This is a genomic window from Paenibacillus fonticola DSM 21315 (genome assembly GCF_000381905.1).
GTDB lineage: Bacteria > Bacillota > Bacilli > Paenibacillales > Paenibacillaceae > Fontibacillus > Fontibacillus fonticola.
This window is the reverse complement of the sequence record NZ_KB907245.1, coordinates 356,177-371,915: the sequence shown is the minus strand read 5'-3', so window position 1 is coordinate 371,915 and position 15,739 is coordinate 356,177. Positions and strand designations below refer to the sequence as shown.

Below are 15,739 nucleotides of genomic sequence, written 5' to 3'. Positions count from 1 at the left end.
GAAGAGGAGACGACAACATTGGAATGGACAAACAACATTCAAGTACTCGTGCTGGATATGGATGGTACGTTATATCAGGATGAGAGCTTCATCGAGCCTTATATATCCTATTTGTTTCAAGGTCATGGCGGCAACTCCGATGTGTCGATGTGGCAGCGTGAGGCGGAGTTGATTTTAAGCGGCAAGCACGCGCTAAAGATCGGCCATTTCTTCAGCAGATCTCTTAAATCAGGTGTAGAGTACCGAAATGGAGAAATCGCCCGGCTATATAACTGGGAAGGAAAAAATTTAGAACGGTCGGCCGCTTCGTCCCCGAATATCTTTCAGGATATCCAATATATCGGAGATGCCTGGGGGGTTGTGGGCGCCATAGCCGACTATGCCGATATACCGGCTTCAGTACGGAGACAAGCCTTTATGAGCATTCGCCGCGATATGATTTCGACATTAAATTGCGTCAAACCCCACGATGGAGTAGCTGCCGCGCTGCGAGGGCTGAAGTCGGTTCGCCATAAACTGCTGATGACCAATTCTCCCGAAGAGGCTGCTCTGGATTTTGTCAGCCGGCTTGGTCTGGACGATGCATTCGATACGATCATCTATGGCGGGAACAAGCCTCAAGGATTAGCTGACTATTTGCAGGAGTATATGAACAGGCACGGGATTTCCCCGGACCAAGTCGTTTCTATCGGCGATAATGCCTGGAACGATCTGTATCCAGTTAAGAAATTGGGGGGCCGCACGATATGGATATCGCCATACGAAACCTATGATGAGGAGAAATGGGATCTGCGGCTGCGCACACTGGATGAATTGGCGGATTTTCTATTGAAATTAGAGGAACACTTGGCAGTTCATCCATAAAGATGAAGGAGGCATTGCCCGTGAACGATCAGGATAAAATCACGTTTTACAATGGTATGAACACGATAGGCGGCGTTCAAATTGTATACGGCTATAAAGAGTTGGGATTCGTGTTCGATCTGGGACTTTCCATGGGAGGATTGTTCAATGAATACGTGAAGACGAAGCCGCCCCTAGGAGCGCGCCATTATATGCTGACCCGCTCGGCTCCTCCCCTGCTTAATTTATATTCCCCGGAGGCGACGCAGGATGTGACTTTGGAGCAGCTTCAGGAAATATGGAAACGTCAAGAGCTGCCGCAATATAACAATCTGAAGATATTCATCAGCCACATTCATCAAGATCATATGGCGCTGCTGCCCTATGTTGCGGAGGGCACGCCCATCTATATGAGCAAAGATGCTTATGCCGTGTATCGGGCCGTCGTCGCTTCAGGCGAATACGGAGATACCAAGGGCCGCATCATTGCGCTGGAAGATCTTCAAGAGATTGCGCTGGACGAGGAAGGAAAAGTGCGGCTTACAATCATCGAAGTGGATCATGATACGCCGGGTTGTTCGGGTTTTATTTTGAAGACCGCCTCCGGAACGAAGATCGGCTTCACAGCAGATTGGCGCCGCCATGGCAGACATTCGCACCGTATGGATCGCTTTATCGAGCTGTGCCGGAACGAAGGGGTTGAAGTACTGATTACCGAAGGCACGCGGCTGCGCCCGAACACTTTGTTTCGCCAGCCCGAGGATCGGCTTGAGGCGGATGTTGCGGTCCGTTACCGGGAAGTGGCCGAGCAGGCAGCAGGTCTCGTCTACGTGAATATCCTGGGGAGGAATGTGGAGCGGGTAGCTGATTTCATTCTCGCGACGAAGGAAGCAGGACGTATGCTTGTCATGGATGCAAGTACGGCTGCGCTGTGGTATGAGGCCACCCGCATTGGCATTGCGGCATTGGCAGGGAACGCTGCGTTAACCCTGGCTGAAGAGGTGATTCATGTATTGCCGATGTTGAACTCGCTATCCGTAGATAGCAGTATCACACTCCCGTATAGAACGATTTCATTATCCGAAGTTATTGCCAACAAGGCGCAGTACTGCGTGTACCTTCCGTATAATCAGCTGCCGCTGATGGCTGAGCTGGAATGTCTGGGCGACCGTTCGCAGACCTCGCATTACTTCCATGCCGACGGCAATCCGCTCACAGCGAATGATGAAACACTGCACCGCTGGCTGACGGAATTCGGCGTTCAATATCATTATTTCGCGACAGGCGGCCATGCCGCTCCGCAGGAAATCAGTGACTTGACGGCAAGGATCCAGCCGAAGGTCGTGATTCCGCTTCACAGCGAACATCCGACATTATTTGATAGCAGAAGCATCCCCCGTTTTTATCCGGTTTACGGAGAGACGGTTCAAATAGATAAGTTGCTAGACCATAAATAGGAGGGGTAGAGAACATGCCGTACAATCATACGATCCAAAGATTTTTATCTGTCGTGGCGGTTATTCTTGTAATGTCTATATTTACGGTAGCTTGCGGAGGGAGCCAAGCAAGCAACGCGGGCTCAGAAGGTTCGACTGCTGCTGGCGCCAATGCCAGTTCGGCGGAAAAGCCGGCAGGCAATGACATTGAGCTGGGCAAGAACGGGCCGGTCAAAATTGACTTCTGGCATATTCAAGCTAGCATCTACGGGGATGCGGTCAAAGAAATCGTTGCGCAATTTAATAAAGAGTATGAAGGAAAGATCATCGTCAATGAAGTCTTTCAGGGTTCTTACACGGAGTTGAATCAGAAGCTGCGCGCCGCGCTCCAAGGTGGCGGGCTGCCGGCGGCAGCTATGGCTAACGAAGGCGATGTGCTGCAATATATGAAGGCCGACCAAATCGTGCCGCTGGACAGCTACCTCAACGATCCCCAGTACGGATTAACACAAACGGAAATCGATGATATACTCCCGGCGGTCTTGGATCGTCAACGCATTCCGGCCTATGAAGGCAAGACGATGAGCTGGCCGCATGGCAACAGCTCAACCGGGATTTACTACAACGCCGACGTTCTAAAACAGGCGGGTTATGATGCTCCGGCCAAATCGTGGAAAGAGTTCGAGCAGCAGGCCCTCGACATCTATAAGAAAACCGGCGTTCCAGCGCTCGTTATCGGTAATGGCACAGGATATGGCTCCCATGGCTTTAACTTCATGACCTCCTTGAGCACATACGGAATCGATCCGATTCATCCTGATCTGTCCGGCGTCGATTTCGATAATCCTCAAGCTGTGGAATTGCTGACCGTATATAAAAACCTGCTCGATCAAAAAGCAATCCTGGTCGCCGAGGATACCGAGCAAGAATTTACGAATGGCCGCGCGGCCATGGAAATCGGCACTACGGCCAGAACGACCTCCAAGCTGGAATTAATCGGCGATAAGTTCGGGTGGGGAATCACAATTATCCCGCAAGGCGACCCAGGCAACCCAACAACGAATATTGGCGGCGGGAATCAGGTTCTATTCAAGACCAATCCTGAGCAGGAGCTTGCCGGCTGGTTATTCCTGAAATACTTTGCAGGACCGGAAGGTCAAGCGATCTATGGCGCAAAAACCGGATACTTCCCGGCAACTCTGTCTTCTCAAGATGTCGACGTATTGAAGAAGGATTACGAGGCCAATCCCCAGAAGGAGCAAGCCTTCAAAGAGGTGTTTCCTCACGGGAAAGCTCCTGTCGCTACGGCAGCCGGAAGCATGATCCAGGATGCGGTGAATACGGCGATTATGAACGTTTACTCAAACAAAGTCTCACCAGCCGACGCTATGAAGAGTCTTCAGGCAGAAGCCACGAAGCTATTGGCAGAGAACAAATAAGATCGCTCTCAAAGGAGTGATTTCATGAATTCCAGAAGAAGACGGAACGAAATTTTGGAAGAAGTCCGCCGCAACGGCAGCGTTCTTGTCGAGAATTTAGTGGATCATTATCAATTGTCTGTCGAAACGATCCGCAGGGATTTGCGCATTTTGCATGAAAAAGGACTAGTCCGCAGAAATTATGGCGGCGCCGAGCGAAGGGAAAAAACAACTTGGGAAATGCCGTACACGCAGCGCATTAATTATAATCTGGAGCAGAAAGAGGCGATCGCCAGAGAAGCGATTCATCTCTTGGAAGACGGCGATAGCGTTTTTTTGGACGGGAATACGACGGGACTGGCCGTCTCCCGGTTAATCCCGGCGCACAAAGAACTGGTTATTGTGACGAACTCGCTTATGGTTGCCTTTAATCTGCTGCAGAAGAATAGCCGGTCTCAAGTGTTTATGGCAGGCGGCGAAGTAGATCAGAGCGGATTGACATCAGGGCATAGGCTTCATCAGGAGCTGAAGCAGTATCGTTTCGATAAAGCATTGTTTTCATGCGCCGGGGTGATGCAGCAAGGCTTGTATTTTTCCAAGGTGGAACCGCAGAGTGTTGCTCAGAGGCTCTCGGATCAAGCGCGCCAGCTCATTCTTTTGGCCGATTCCTCAAAAATGAATCAAAGCGCTTTTTTATTCGGGATGGAAGTCAAGCGAATCAGCGTGCTTATTACCGATGACGGTATTTCGCTCCCGTTCCTGGAGAAGCTGCGCGAAATGATTCAGAAAGTGATCGTCGTGAAAATGGAGGAGCAGGCTCCGGTTCCGTCCAAGCTGACTTGATCCCTTTTTAAATTTATACTGCGGGTGTAATGATACACAGAAAGGAATTGCCATGACGAAGAAAAAGCTGTTTGTCTTTTGCCTGGATGCGCTGTGTTCCATGGATATTGAATGGATGAGAACGATGCCGAACTTTAAATTCATGTTTGAGCAAGGCTCTTGGGTAACTCATATGCATTCCATTTATCCTTCCGTTACTTACCCATGCCATTGCTCCATTATTACAGGCAATTATGTCGAGAAGCACGGCGTTCCTCACAATGAGATCGTCAAAGCAGGCGACCAGAATGCTCCGTGGTACAATATGAGGCATGATGTTAAATCCAAGACGATGTTGGATTACGCCAAGGAAAATGGATATTCGACCTGCTCTTTAAGCTGGCCTGTATCGGGTGGTGCGGATTACGATCTGAACATGCCGATGATTGTGCCGATTGGCTATAATGGCCCTAACCCGGAGCAGTTTTTTGAAAGCACGGCCACAGCGGAGCTGGTGGAACGCTATTTCTCTCGATACGGACATCATTTGATCGGCGAGGACCGCAGCCTGGATAGGTACACGATGGGCTTGGCTGCCGAAATAATTAAAGATTATCGCCAGCCGGACGTCATGCTGGTCAAAATGTGCGATCTCGATACGGTACGTCACCGATACGGCGTCATGAATGATTATGTCATCGAGCAGCTGCATAAGCATGATGCGGAATTCGGAGTTTTGCTTGAGCAGATTAGAAAGCACGGGGATTTTGAGAACACCAATTTCGTTATTCTTGGCGATCATGGCCAAACGGATATCGATCACGTATTGAACTTCAATATTCTATTAAAGCAGGCCGGATTCATTTCCGTCGATGAGAACGATCAATTGCTCGACTATGACGCCTATTGCCATTCCGTCGGGATGTCGGCATGGATTAGCCTCAAAAATCCGTCCGATGAAAATATGAAGCAGAAGGTTCATGAATTCCTCCTTTCCATTAAGGCGGATCCCAAATACGGCCTAGGCCATGTATTTACGAAGGAAGAGGTTCGCGAACAATATAAATTAACGGGACCCTTTGAATTTGTAATAGAAGGTGAAGCGGCCATCTCCTTCGGGAATACACTGTCGGGCGACGACGCATTCTCAGAAACGAGAGTCGGGGATTATAAGACGGCCAAAGCCTCGCACGGAGGATTGCCCTACAAGGAGCAGCAGACGACATTCATTGCTTGCGGCCCTAGCGTGAAGCAGGGCGTCGTCATCGACCAAGCCAGCTTGGTGGATATGGCTCCTACTATGGCGGCGATGCTTCAGTTCAAGATGCAAGATGTGGATGGTATTGTACTCGATCAATTATTAAGATAGCTGAAACGTAAAGAGAGGCTCTTCTGAATTTTGGAGGGGCCTCTTTCTATTTTCCAAAATATAGGTTTGCTGATAAGATAGGGTATAAATAAATGGATTATGGAGGTACTGTATGGCGAGAGGTCATTTTATTATTACGGGAACATCCAAAGGAATCGGCGAGGAGCTGGCGGGTATGCTGCTTGATCTCGGACACCAGGTAATCGGCATCGCGCGAGGAACCTCGGAACGCCTGCGGGGATATGGCAACTACACCCATCGAAGCTTTGATATAAGCAATATCATGCGAGTCGATGCCCTGCTTAAAGAGATTGTTCATGAAGTGAATATAGTTGACTCGGAAATATTTTGCCTGATTAATAATGCGGCCATGCTAGAGCCGTTAAAGCCGATCGAACGCTGTACCGCCCAGGAAATCCAACAGCATCTGCAAGTCAGCCTGGCTGCCCCGATGGTCGCAACCTCCAGCTTTATCCGCCATACCGAACACTTCGACATCAAAAGAAAAATCATCAACATCACTTCCGGTTCAGGAACGTACCCCGCACCGGGCATGAGCGCGTATTGTACGGCCAAAGCCGGGATCAATATGTTCACCCAGTGCGTCGGAGCGGAGCAAGCGAGTCAGCCACGGCCCGTGGAGATCATTGCCGTAGACCCGGGAATGGTGGAAACGCAGCTGCAAGCGGCTGCCCGTGGCAAAGATGAGCAGGACTTCGGGATGGCGAAATACTTCAGGCAAGCTTACGAGTCAGGCCAGGTTCAGCCGGCGGAAGAGCTCGGCAGGTATTTGTTGAAAATCATCGAGAACGAATATCCCGCTGGAAAGCTTGTCCACTACGCGCACGCTGAACGCTGAGCAACCCTAGGTTTGGCAAAGGAAGGAGAGATCTCGATTGGAAATCTATTATAATGAATTTTTAATATCAGATCATAAAGAACGGCTGGACAGGCACGTGATCAAAGGCTATTTAGCAAGAAGCTACTGGGCGAATCGGCGGCCGGTAGACCGGATTGAGAAGTCCATCGACAACTCGGTCTGCTTTGGCATTTATAAGGGACCAGCACAGGTGGGCTTTGCCCGGGTAGTTACGGACGATGCCACCATGTACTGGCTGTGCGATGTGTTTATAGACGAGGATTACAGAGGGCAGGGGCTCGGCAAAAGATTAGTCGAAGTCATCACAGAGTCGGAACGGTTTCGGAATCTGATGGGACTGCTCGGCACCCGGGATGCCCATGAGCTGTACGAGCAGTTCCATTTTATGCGGGATCACGATAGGTTCATGAGAAGGGCTCCGCGATAAAGTTTCATATCATGAATAAAGATCCTTCACGGCAGTCAGTCGCCAATGGACAGTGCTACCCCATTGCGGTAAGCAGTAACACGGAGGCCGTATTGACAACCCCGTGGACAATCATGGCGGGAATGACAGAGCCCGTCCTTTCATATGTCCAAGCTAGAATGACGCCTGCAACAAAGTTGGCTGGCATCGCGTTCAAAGTCGGATAATGCGCGGCTGTAAAGATTAGCGAACTGATGACAATGGCCGGGCTCATCCCCGCCCTCGTCCGCAGCCAGCGATACATGAAGCCCCGGTAGAACAGCTCTTCATACCAAGGGGAGACCACCCCAGCAGAAATCACTGCGAGGAGTACAGTGAACCAGGTGACATTCTGCTGAAGGCTTTCCATTTTACTATTATTCATCATATTTCCAAACAAGCTGGTTAAGAGCATCGCTCCTGCGCTGAGTACGACAAGGACTAGAATCCAAATGAGAATCCGCCCCCAATCCTTCGCCGGGAACCTGCGGAGCCCAATCTCCGCCCATGTTAATCGTTGCGGACGCAGGGCAATATAGTACAAGCCTGCCAGCAGCACGATCGCGATCGTCAGTCCGGTAAGCATACCTGAATATAGCGGGTTGCCCAGCCAGGACAAATACAAGCTCTGTGCACCGTATTTCACTACAGCCATCACGAAGATGAACTCAAGCAGCAGGAGAAGCACGAATTCCCTCCAGGACCATGCATCTTTTGTTTTCCATCCAGCCATTCTGTTCATAGAACAAACTCCTTTCCATTATCCCCCGTGGTATAATTTGCATTATAAAAGGTGACGCGACGTTACCTTCAAGCGTTTTTTGCAGGAGGCAGGCAATGACTAGATGGACGACCGGACAAGTATCCAAATTGCGGAATATCTCGGTACGCACGCTGCGCTACTATGATCAGATCGGGCTGCTGACGCCAAGCCTGAGACAGGATAACGGCCGCCGTTACTATTCCGAAGAAGATTTGTTTATTCTCGAAAAAATTATGCTCCTTAAATCGCTGTCCCTTTCGCTGGAGGACATTCAGAAGGTGCTCGGCCAGCTTTCCTTGCGGGACATCCTGATCGCCCATCACCATCATTTGCAGGAGAAGCTTGCTGCTTTGCAGGCCAGCATTGCGAATACAGCTTCGCTCATTAATATGCTGGACTTGGAAGGGACTCTCCCTTGGGAGCGAGTCTCCGCTCTCGTTCAGAACGCACAGGTGGGCACGAAGAAATGGGTCGATTACTTTGCTGAGGAGGAGCGCGAGTTTCTGCGAAAGGCTTTGCCCGCTTTGGAGAGCGGAGATCGCGCCACCCAGCAGTACGTATCGCTGCTTCGGAGGATCGAGCATTGCGTGAAGCACGCCGTTGCTCCGGAATCAGAGGAGGCTTACGCGCTGGCGTGTGAACTGATCAAGCTTTCGGACGAAACCTTTGGGGGAAGCGCCGAGCTGATGGACCGATTCTGGGAAGTGCGCAAGCGGCCTGCTGAGGAAACCGGGCTGTATCCTGTGTCGCCTGAAGTTCTGGATTTTGTGGAGCAATCCATTTCGTATGCACTGAGGAAGAAGGGGAACGATCATTGAAGACTCAAAACCTATAATCGTTCATTTTTAAATGTATGAAATCCAGTTAGTCATAGCATCAATACGCTTCGCTGATACGGCAAAGTGATATTTGTCGATCCGAGGGGTTCCTTTTTCTGGTTAAATATACAGTGGGGCAACTGGATTGGCATCTTGCGGAAATTTTTATCGTATAACATGCAGGGGCAGACACCGGATGCATCGTCTATTTATTGAGATATAAGAATTTATAAGCTTCACCCTTATACAAGGCGCTTATATTTCTATGCGAAACGCAGTTGTGCCGTTCATGGGCGGCGTCAGCCGTTTACGCTTGAGAGATTCATATAAAAGGAGTGGAGAACTTGCTTCGTGTAGAGGGCTTGTCCCATGCTTTCAAGAATGGCGGCGAGACCACGCTTGTTCTGCAGAACATCAATTTTCATGTCCGCAAGGGCGAGATGATTGCGCTGCTGGGCAGCTCGGGCTCAGGAAAGTCGACCCTGCTCAATCTAATGGCGGGGCTGATGAAGCCGACCGAAGGCGAAATTTATATCGCCGATCAAAACATTGTGAAGATGAACGAGAACAAGCTGGCCGAGTTCCGCCGTAAGCATATCGGTTTTATATTTCAAGCTTATGAGCTGCTGCCGAACTTGACGGTGCGTGAAAATATTGAGATGCCGCTTGTCTTTCAATCTACCCGCCCCTCCGTTCGCAAGCAAAAAGCGCTGCAGTTGCTCGAGCAGGTCGGCATCCCGGACAAGGCCGAACTGTTCCCGTCCCAGCTGTCGGGCGGACAACAGCAGCGGGTCAGCATTGCCCGGTCGCTGATTACCGAGCCTTCGGTCATCTTCGCCGACGAGCCGACCGGGAATCTGGATACGAAGACGGAGGAAGAAATTTTGGCGATCCTCAAGGAGCTCAACCAGACGATGAACACCACCTTTATTATTGTCACGCATGAGCGCGAGGTGGCGCAGCAAACGCAGAAGATTATAACGCTGCGGGACGGGCAGCTCCAGACAACACAGCCGGCTGTAGATCCGCAAGCGGAAGCAGAGGAGGTACAAGCTTGAGAATCAGCGATCTGACAAGGCTTTCTTGGGATCAGGTGCGGCGGCGAAAGGTCGTGACCATGCTGTGCGCAGCCGGCTTGTCCATAGGCTGTGCCGCAATTATATTGGCGATGAGCATCGGCGAATCGACACAACAGATCGTCGAATCCGAGCTGAACAGCTTTCTGAAGATGGATGAGATTACGGTCATGCCCAATTCCGGCGCCATGCCGGGCCAGGACAACCCCGACCAGGTTAATGAAGAGGCGAATAAACGCGGGCTGCTGACGGATCAGAAGCTTGAGGTTATGCGCAATATGAAGCATGTAACGGCTGTCGTGCCATATCAGACATTCGATCATTTGGAAATGACGACAGCGGACAGCAAGGAGGGCTACGTCGAAGTGGTCGCTACGGATCTGACCCGGATTAAGGACTTTGGCGAGACCTTCGCGCAGGGGAAGGCCGACAGCGTTGATATCAATTCAGTTGTGCTCAGTTACGGGGCCACGATGGGCTTGATGGATGAGGAGACTAGAAACAAACTGTATGAGGCAATGGAACGTTCAGGATATGATCGAAGCTCACAGGAGCAATACCGCAATATGATGGTCATACCGACAGCCATGTACCAGACGCAAATTCAGCTCGTGAAGTATGACGAAAATGGTAAACAGCTAACGAGCACTCCCTTGCAGGTCATTGGCGTGCTGAAGAAGCCCAAGGGCCGCAGCGATATATCTATCGCCCAGGACAGCAAGATTTACATCTCAATCGAAACGGCCGAGCAGCTGCGAAAAGAGCTGGTGCCTTCCTCAGTGGAAAACAGCACACCTACATACAACTCGGTTAAAGTGAAGGTAGACGCGGAGCAGAATGTAAAGCAGGTCGAGGAGCAACTGCAGCGGCTTACCGTATCGACACAGTCGAATCTGCTGCAGAAAGAGCAGCTGGAGGAGCAATTCGCCGTGTTCAAGGCGATTGCGATCGGTGCGGGTGTCTTTATTTTGATCATCGCCTCGATCTCCATTATTGTCGCCATGACGATGTCGACCTATCAGCGTCGCCGGCAGATCGGCATTATGAAGGTGCTGGGGGCCAACCTGTCCCAGATCCGCAATATGTTCATTGTTGAAGCGGCCTTGCTTGGCTTCCTGGGAGGGCTGCTGGGCATTATGTTTTCCTACTGGATCGTATGGGGAATCAACGCACTCATTTTGTCATTGAATAGCGGGGAGTCGGATATATCGATTTTTATCCCGTATACAGCCATTCCGGTCGGGTTGGCCTTTGCGATCATGACAGGCATTATATCGGGCATTTATCCGGCGGTCAGCGCATCGCGGACGGATGCTTTAACCGCGATCAAACGGGATTAGAGATTCGATATCCGTTCCGCATGGCAATAAGATGCTCCGCCAAGGCGGTGCAATAGAGGGAAACGGGGCTGCATACAGAGTCATACAAGGCCTCGCCGCTGCCAATTCTAAGCGGTATGAGAGAAGGAGAGCAGGGAAAGTGAAGAAAAAAATAAAATGGATCATTATCGCCATCATTCTTGCCGGAATCAGTTACTTGCTGTATTCCATGTCGAAGCCTGCCCAGGTTGCCGATCCGGGAATGGAGTCCCAAGCCATCACATTCCAAGCAACGAAAGAGACATTGGTTCACACGATACGGGTCAAGGGAAAATCGCTGTATGAGCAGGAGACGCCGGTCTATGCTCCGTTCAGCTCCAAAGTAACGGAGTGGAAGACCGAGGACGGCCAGCAGGTCAAAAAAGACGATGTGCTGTTCAGGCTGGATCAGACCGAGCTGCAGAACCAGATTACACGTGAGGAAGCGGAGCTTCGCAAAGCCGAGCTGGAAACCCAGCTGCAGTCTTTTGTCGCAGAGTTCGACACCGAGACGGCAGGAGGCGAGTTAACCGATGAGAACCGCAAAAAATTGCTCGCCAACCGGGAGAGTGCGCGGCTGACGAAAGAGCTGGAGGACGTGCGCATTTCGATTCAGCGTCAGGAGCTGCAGCAGAAAAAGCTGAAGCTGAAGGATTCTGAATTCCGCGCTCCGGCTGCGGGCATCTTCCTGTTCGATTCGGAAGCGAAGAAGCCGCAAGCGCTTAGCGACAATCAATATATTGGCAAGATTGTCGATCTGAACAAGCTGCAATTTACCGCCCTCGTCGGGGAGCAGGACGTATTCCGGATCAAGCCGGATATGAATGTGAAAGTGACAATGAGCGCGATGAAGGATGTGCCGCTGACCGGAACTGTGAAGCATGTCTCTAAATTTGCCAAGACGGGAACCGACCAGGACAGCTTGAATAAAGCGGCGCAATTCGAGGTTACTATCTCTCTTGAACCAAGCGAGTATCTGATTGCCGGGCTATCGCTCACCGGCGATATCGAGACTAGCCGCAAGGAAAATGTGTTGGCTCTTCCGTCGATAGCCGTCATGCGCGATGAGACCTCCGCCTATGTCATGCTGGATAAAGGATCGGATCAATACGAGCGCAGAGATATCAAGACAGGCCTGGAGACGACGGATAAAACCGAGGTGTTGGAAGGCTTGAAGGAAGGCGATACGGTCGCCCTGCAATAAGGGCCGGGCAGCGCTCCATTTATTTCAGACGAACCTGGCAGGCAGCTGTCAGGTTCACCTGTTTATACTATAATAAGTTGAAGTAAAGAAGCAGCAGTAACTGGCCAGAGTGTGACATGTTCTGGAGAAACGAAGCGTTCGCCTTTGTTCACGGATTTCTGCCTCTACTAGAGCGTGTCTTCAACCTAATTTAGCCATATCAAAATAGCAGACAGTGATAAAAAGGCAGCAAATGTACAAGTTAGTTTATCGTAAACGAGTAGTTAGTCTGCGATAATGATTGAGCTTGTTAAATAAACTTTCTACAAGATGGCGTTCTTATGTTGAGCAGTCTAGTTCATATGCGTTAAGAAATGGACGAACGAAGATCATGGACAATCATCAGATCGACAGGAGGATTAATTATGGCTAAGCATCACAGACGAGGAGCAACATTGATTCAAGAGGTCAGCCAAACCGAGGTTCCCTTCGGGACGCTGGCCATTTGGTTTCTTGGACAGGAAAGTGTAATTATCAAGGGTGACGGAGTAACGGTCTATGTCGATCCTTATGTATCGGATCACCTGGATTTACCTCGTACTTACCCTGCGCCGATCACCCCAGAGGATATTATCGGGGCTGACCTTTGCTTGATTACGCATGAGCACGTAGATCATATGGATGCGGGCACGCTGCCTGTTTTTCACCGGCAAAACAAAGAGGCACCCATCATGGCTCCAGCCTGCTGCAAACAGGCCTTGCTCGACATGGGCATAGGGGCATCGCAAATCTTAGTGGCGGATGACAGACGGCAGACAGAGCTGTTCTCCAAAATCAAAATAACGACCATTCCCGCGGCCCACGAAGAGCTGGACAAGGATGCAGAAGGGAAGCCACGCTACGTGGGATATATCATCGAGTTGAATGGAGTAACGCTGTATCATGCCGGTGATACGGTGCTTTTCCCTGAATTGGTTGAGCGGTTGAGCGCTATTCAGCCAGATGTTGCCCTGCTTCCGATCAATGGAGCTGATTATTTCCGCCGGGAGCGGGGAATTGTCGGCAACATGAGCTATAGAGAAGCGGCCGAGTTCGCGGTAAGAATCGGCGCGGAAACGGTTATTCCGCTGCATTATGACGTGTTTGCGGGGAATGCGGAGAATCCCGGATACTTCGTAGATTATCTCTATAAGCACTTCCCTGAGCAAAAATGCCATGTCATGGCTCGCGGCGAGCGGTTTGTGTATGTGAAGGGCAGCGCTTTTCTTCGGTAGCGTTGTGTACTTGTAGGGAGCGCCGTTCCTTTGGTAGCTTTGTACGTGTAGGGCAGCGTCCTCCTTCGGTAGCGTTGTACGTGCAGGGCAGCTTCCTCAGCTTTGTGTACGGGAAAGGAGCCCCATCCTTCGGCAGTAAGGGTGGTGTGGGATTGAGCAGGACATAGATTATGTGGATCGCTGATCCATTTGGTATGTTGACTTATGGACGCTCAATCCAAGCTCATTGTCGAGCAAATGCACTGTAGGTTCAAGCATGGTGTTAGATCAGGCATGGTGTTAGATCAAAATGCTGTTAGGCCAAGTCTATTGTTGGGTCGGGCACGCTGTTGGTAAGTACACCGTCGGTCAAGTGTGATGTCTGGCCACGTACACTGCAGGCAAAGCGTACAATGTCCTGCAAGTCCACTGTGTCCAAGCACATTCGTCCTGGGCCATTCATCCAAGCGGCCTGTTGATTGATGTACCTGTTACCAAGCACATTGTTGATCCAAGCGCCTGTTGTTTTATGTACCTGTTACCAAGCACACTCTTGATCCAAGCGCCTGTTGATTGATGTACCTGTTACCCAAGTGCACTTTTGATCCAAGCACCTGTTGTTTTAAGCTTCTGTTGATTAAACTGTCGATTTCAAGACACGATGAACTACTTCCTGTGACTTGAGATATTCCTGGTAATCTAGCGGACCCTAGATCCGCTATTTCTCCAAATAGGCGCAAATTTCTAAGCCAACGGACCGTAGTTCCGCTATTGGGCATAAAGTGGGGCAAACCATGCTCAGCTAGTGCGAATAGCGGAACCAGGGTCCGTACGCATATTAAATTTAGTCAAAAAGACGGAATAGCGCCCTGTGTGTCCGTAAGAATCCCATTTTGGCTGGCACGCTCATCAATTGGCAAACGGATACCTGTATCTGGGGAGGTTTCTTGCGTAATGTGGTTGACCACCGTCATGTGACGCCGACCACCGCGCGCTGTGAGCTTCACGCGTTACGATATATGACAGTCCTTGTCATATATCCATGCTACAATGAAGGCCAATGAAGACAAGTGCCATTAGGGAAACGTACAAAGGAGGACATCAGTTTGCGGGCGGATCGGCTCATTTCAATATTGTTGCTGCTGCAAAATCACGGACGGCTCACTACACGGGAATTGGCGGCTAGGCTGGAGGTATCCGAGCGAACGATACACCGCGATATGGAAGCCCTAGGCTCCTCGGGAGTTCCGGTGTATGCGGAACGGGGATCAGGTGGGGGCTGGGCGTTATCGGAAGGCTACCGCACCGATTTGACGGGCATGAAGCCCAAAGAGATGCAGGCGCTGCTCCTTGCCCATTCCTCTTCGCTGCTAGGAGACCTTGGACTTGGCAGTGTGTTTGAGGATGCTTTTCAGAAAATGCTGGCCGCATTTCCCGAACGGCTTCGAGGCGAAGCCGAAAGAGTGCGTCAGCGCATTCATATCGACGGTGCCGGCTGGCATCAGTCCGTCGACCGGCTGCCCGATTTGCCGACGATCCAGGAGGCGGTCTGGCAGGAACGGATGCTCCGCTTCGATTACTGCCGGGAGGATTCAGCCGTGGAGCGCATCGCCGAGCCGTTGGGATTGGTCGCCAAGAGCAGCATCTGGTATCTTGTAGCCAGAGTGGAAGGAGAAATGCGCACTTACCGTATCTCCCGCATCAGGAACGCTAAAGTGCTGGAGGAATCTTTTCAGCGTCCGGAATCTTTTGACCTGGCACAATATTGGGAGCGCTCGACAGAACAGTTCAAAGCAAATCTTCCGCGTTATCCTGCACAGCTCAGGGTTCAGGAAGCAGCTTTACCGCGCCTAGCCCAGCAGCGGTATCTCAAGCTAGTCCATACGATACCCGCAGAACAAGGATGGATCGAAGCGGCTGCTGAATTCAATACGTTGGAGTCAGCATGTGAAATTCTGCTTGGTTACGGGGTGCTTGTCAAGGTACTGGAGCCGCTGGAGCTGCGTGACCGGGTACGGGCTGAAGCGACGGCGATTATTGCCATGTACAACGGTTAATCGACGTAGAAGTTTTAT

At 50.8% G+C, this 15,739-nt stretch carries 14 protein-coding genes; 13 read left to right on the top strand and 1 reads right to left on the bottom strand.

Annotation, left to right across the window (positions count from 1 at the left end; all coding sequences use genetic code 11):
• Positions 1–18: 18 nt before the first annotated feature.
• The 7 genes from G358_RS0101650 (at position 19) to G358_RS0101620 (ending at position 7,195) form a co-directional block, all read left to right on the top strand.
• The gene (locus tag G358_RS0101650; protein ID WP_019635463.1) at positions 19–864 is read left to right on the top strand and encodes an HAD family hydrolase; all 846 of its coding nucleotides are present in this window, start codon (positions 19–21) and stop codon (positions 862–864) included.
• A 20-nt stretch (positions 865–884) separates the two neighbouring features.
• A complete protein-coding gene (locus tag G358_RS0101645; protein WP_019635462.1) occupies positions 885–2,300 on the top strand; it encodes an MBL fold metallo-hydrolase in 1,416 nt (471 codons plus the stop codon).
• Positions 2,301–2,314: 14 nt separating this feature from the next.
• A complete protein-coding gene (locus G358_RS0101640) occupies positions 2,315–3,718 on the top strand; it encodes an ABC transporter substrate-binding protein (RefSeq protein WP_019635461.1) in 1,404 nt (467 codons plus the stop codon).
• 24 nt (positions 3,719–3,742) lie between these two features.
• Positions 3,743–4,540 carry a DeoR/GlpR family DNA-binding transcription regulator gene (locus G358_RS0101635; RefSeq protein ID WP_019635460.1) on the top strand — a complete coding sequence of 266 codons (798 nt, stop codon included), beginning with the start codon at positions 3,743–3,745 and terminating at the stop codon, positions 4,538–4,540.
• Between the two features lie 52 nt (positions 4,541–4,592).
• On the top strand, positions 4,593–5,888 hold the full coding sequence (locus G358_RS0101630) for an alkaline phosphatase family protein (protein WP_019635459.1): 1,296 nt from the start codon (positions 4,593–4,595) through the stop codon (positions 5,886–5,888).
• Between the two features lie 112 nt (positions 5,889–6,000).
• Complete coding sequence (locus G358_RS0101625; RefSeq protein WP_019635458.1) at positions 6,001–6,747, top strand: SDR family NAD(P)-dependent oxidoreductase; 747 nt, start codon at positions 6,001–6,003, stop codon at positions 6,745–6,747.
• 37 nt (positions 6,748–6,784) lie between these two features.
• Positions 6,785–7,195, top strand: a complete 411-nt coding sequence (locus G358_RS0101620) for a GNAT family N-acetyltransferase (protein ID WP_019635457.1) — start codon at positions 6,785–6,787, stop codon at positions 7,193–7,195.
• Between the two features lie 55 nt (positions 7,196–7,250).
• Here the strand turns inward: G358_RS0101620 and G358_RS0101615 are convergent, their stop codons facing one another.
• Complete coding sequence (locus G358_RS0101615) at positions 7,251–7,955, bottom strand: CPBP family intramembrane glutamic endopeptidase (RefSeq protein WP_019635456.1); 705 nt, start codon at positions 7,953–7,955, stop codon at positions 7,251–7,253.
• Between the two features lie 95 nt (positions 7,956–8,050).
• Between G358_RS0101615 and G358_RS0101610 the strand changes: the two genes are divergently transcribed.
• The 6 genes from G358_RS0101610 to G358_RS0101585 all read left to right on the top strand — a co-directional run bounded on the left by G358_RS0101610 (position 8,051) and on the right by G358_RS0101585 (position 15,721).
• Positions 8,051–8,794 carry a MerR family transcriptional regulator gene (locus tag G358_RS0101610; RefSeq protein WP_019635455.1) on the top strand — a complete coding sequence of 248 codons (744 nt, stop codon included), beginning with the start codon at positions 8,051–8,053 and terminating at the stop codon, positions 8,792–8,794.
• A gap of 344 nt (positions 8,795–9,138) precedes the next feature.
• Positions 9,139–9,852, top strand: coding sequence for an ABC transporter ATP-binding protein (locus tag G358_RS0101605; protein ID WP_019635454.1), 714 nt, complete (start codon positions 9,139–9,141; stop codon positions 9,850–9,852).
• The gene (locus G358_RS0101600) at positions 9,849–11,210 is read left to right on the top strand and encodes an ABC transporter permease (protein ID WP_019635453.1); all 1,362 of its coding nucleotides are present in this window, start codon (positions 9,849–9,851) and stop codon (positions 11,208–11,210) included. Before G358_RS0101605 ends, G358_RS0101600 begins: the two co-directional genes overlap by 4 nt.
• A gap of 139 nt (positions 11,211–11,349) precedes the next feature.
• Positions 11,350–12,432, top strand: coding sequence for an efflux RND transporter periplasmic adaptor subunit (locus tag G358_RS0101595; protein WP_019635452.1), 1,083 nt, complete (start codon positions 11,350–11,352; stop codon positions 12,430–12,432).
• 404 nt (positions 12,433–12,836) lie between these two features.
• Positions 12,837–13,685, top strand: coding sequence for an MBL fold metallo-hydrolase (locus G358_RS0101590; protein WP_019635451.1), 849 nt, complete (start codon positions 12,837–12,839; stop codon positions 13,683–13,685).
• Positions 13,686–14,770: 1,085 nt separating this feature from the next.
• Positions 14,771–15,721: a helix-turn-helix transcriptional regulator gene (locus G358_RS0101585; RefSeq protein WP_019635450.1), complete on the top strand. Its 951-nt coding sequence runs from the start codon at positions 14,771–14,773 to the stop codon at positions 15,719–15,721.
• Positions 15,722–15,739: the final 18 nt, after the last annotated feature.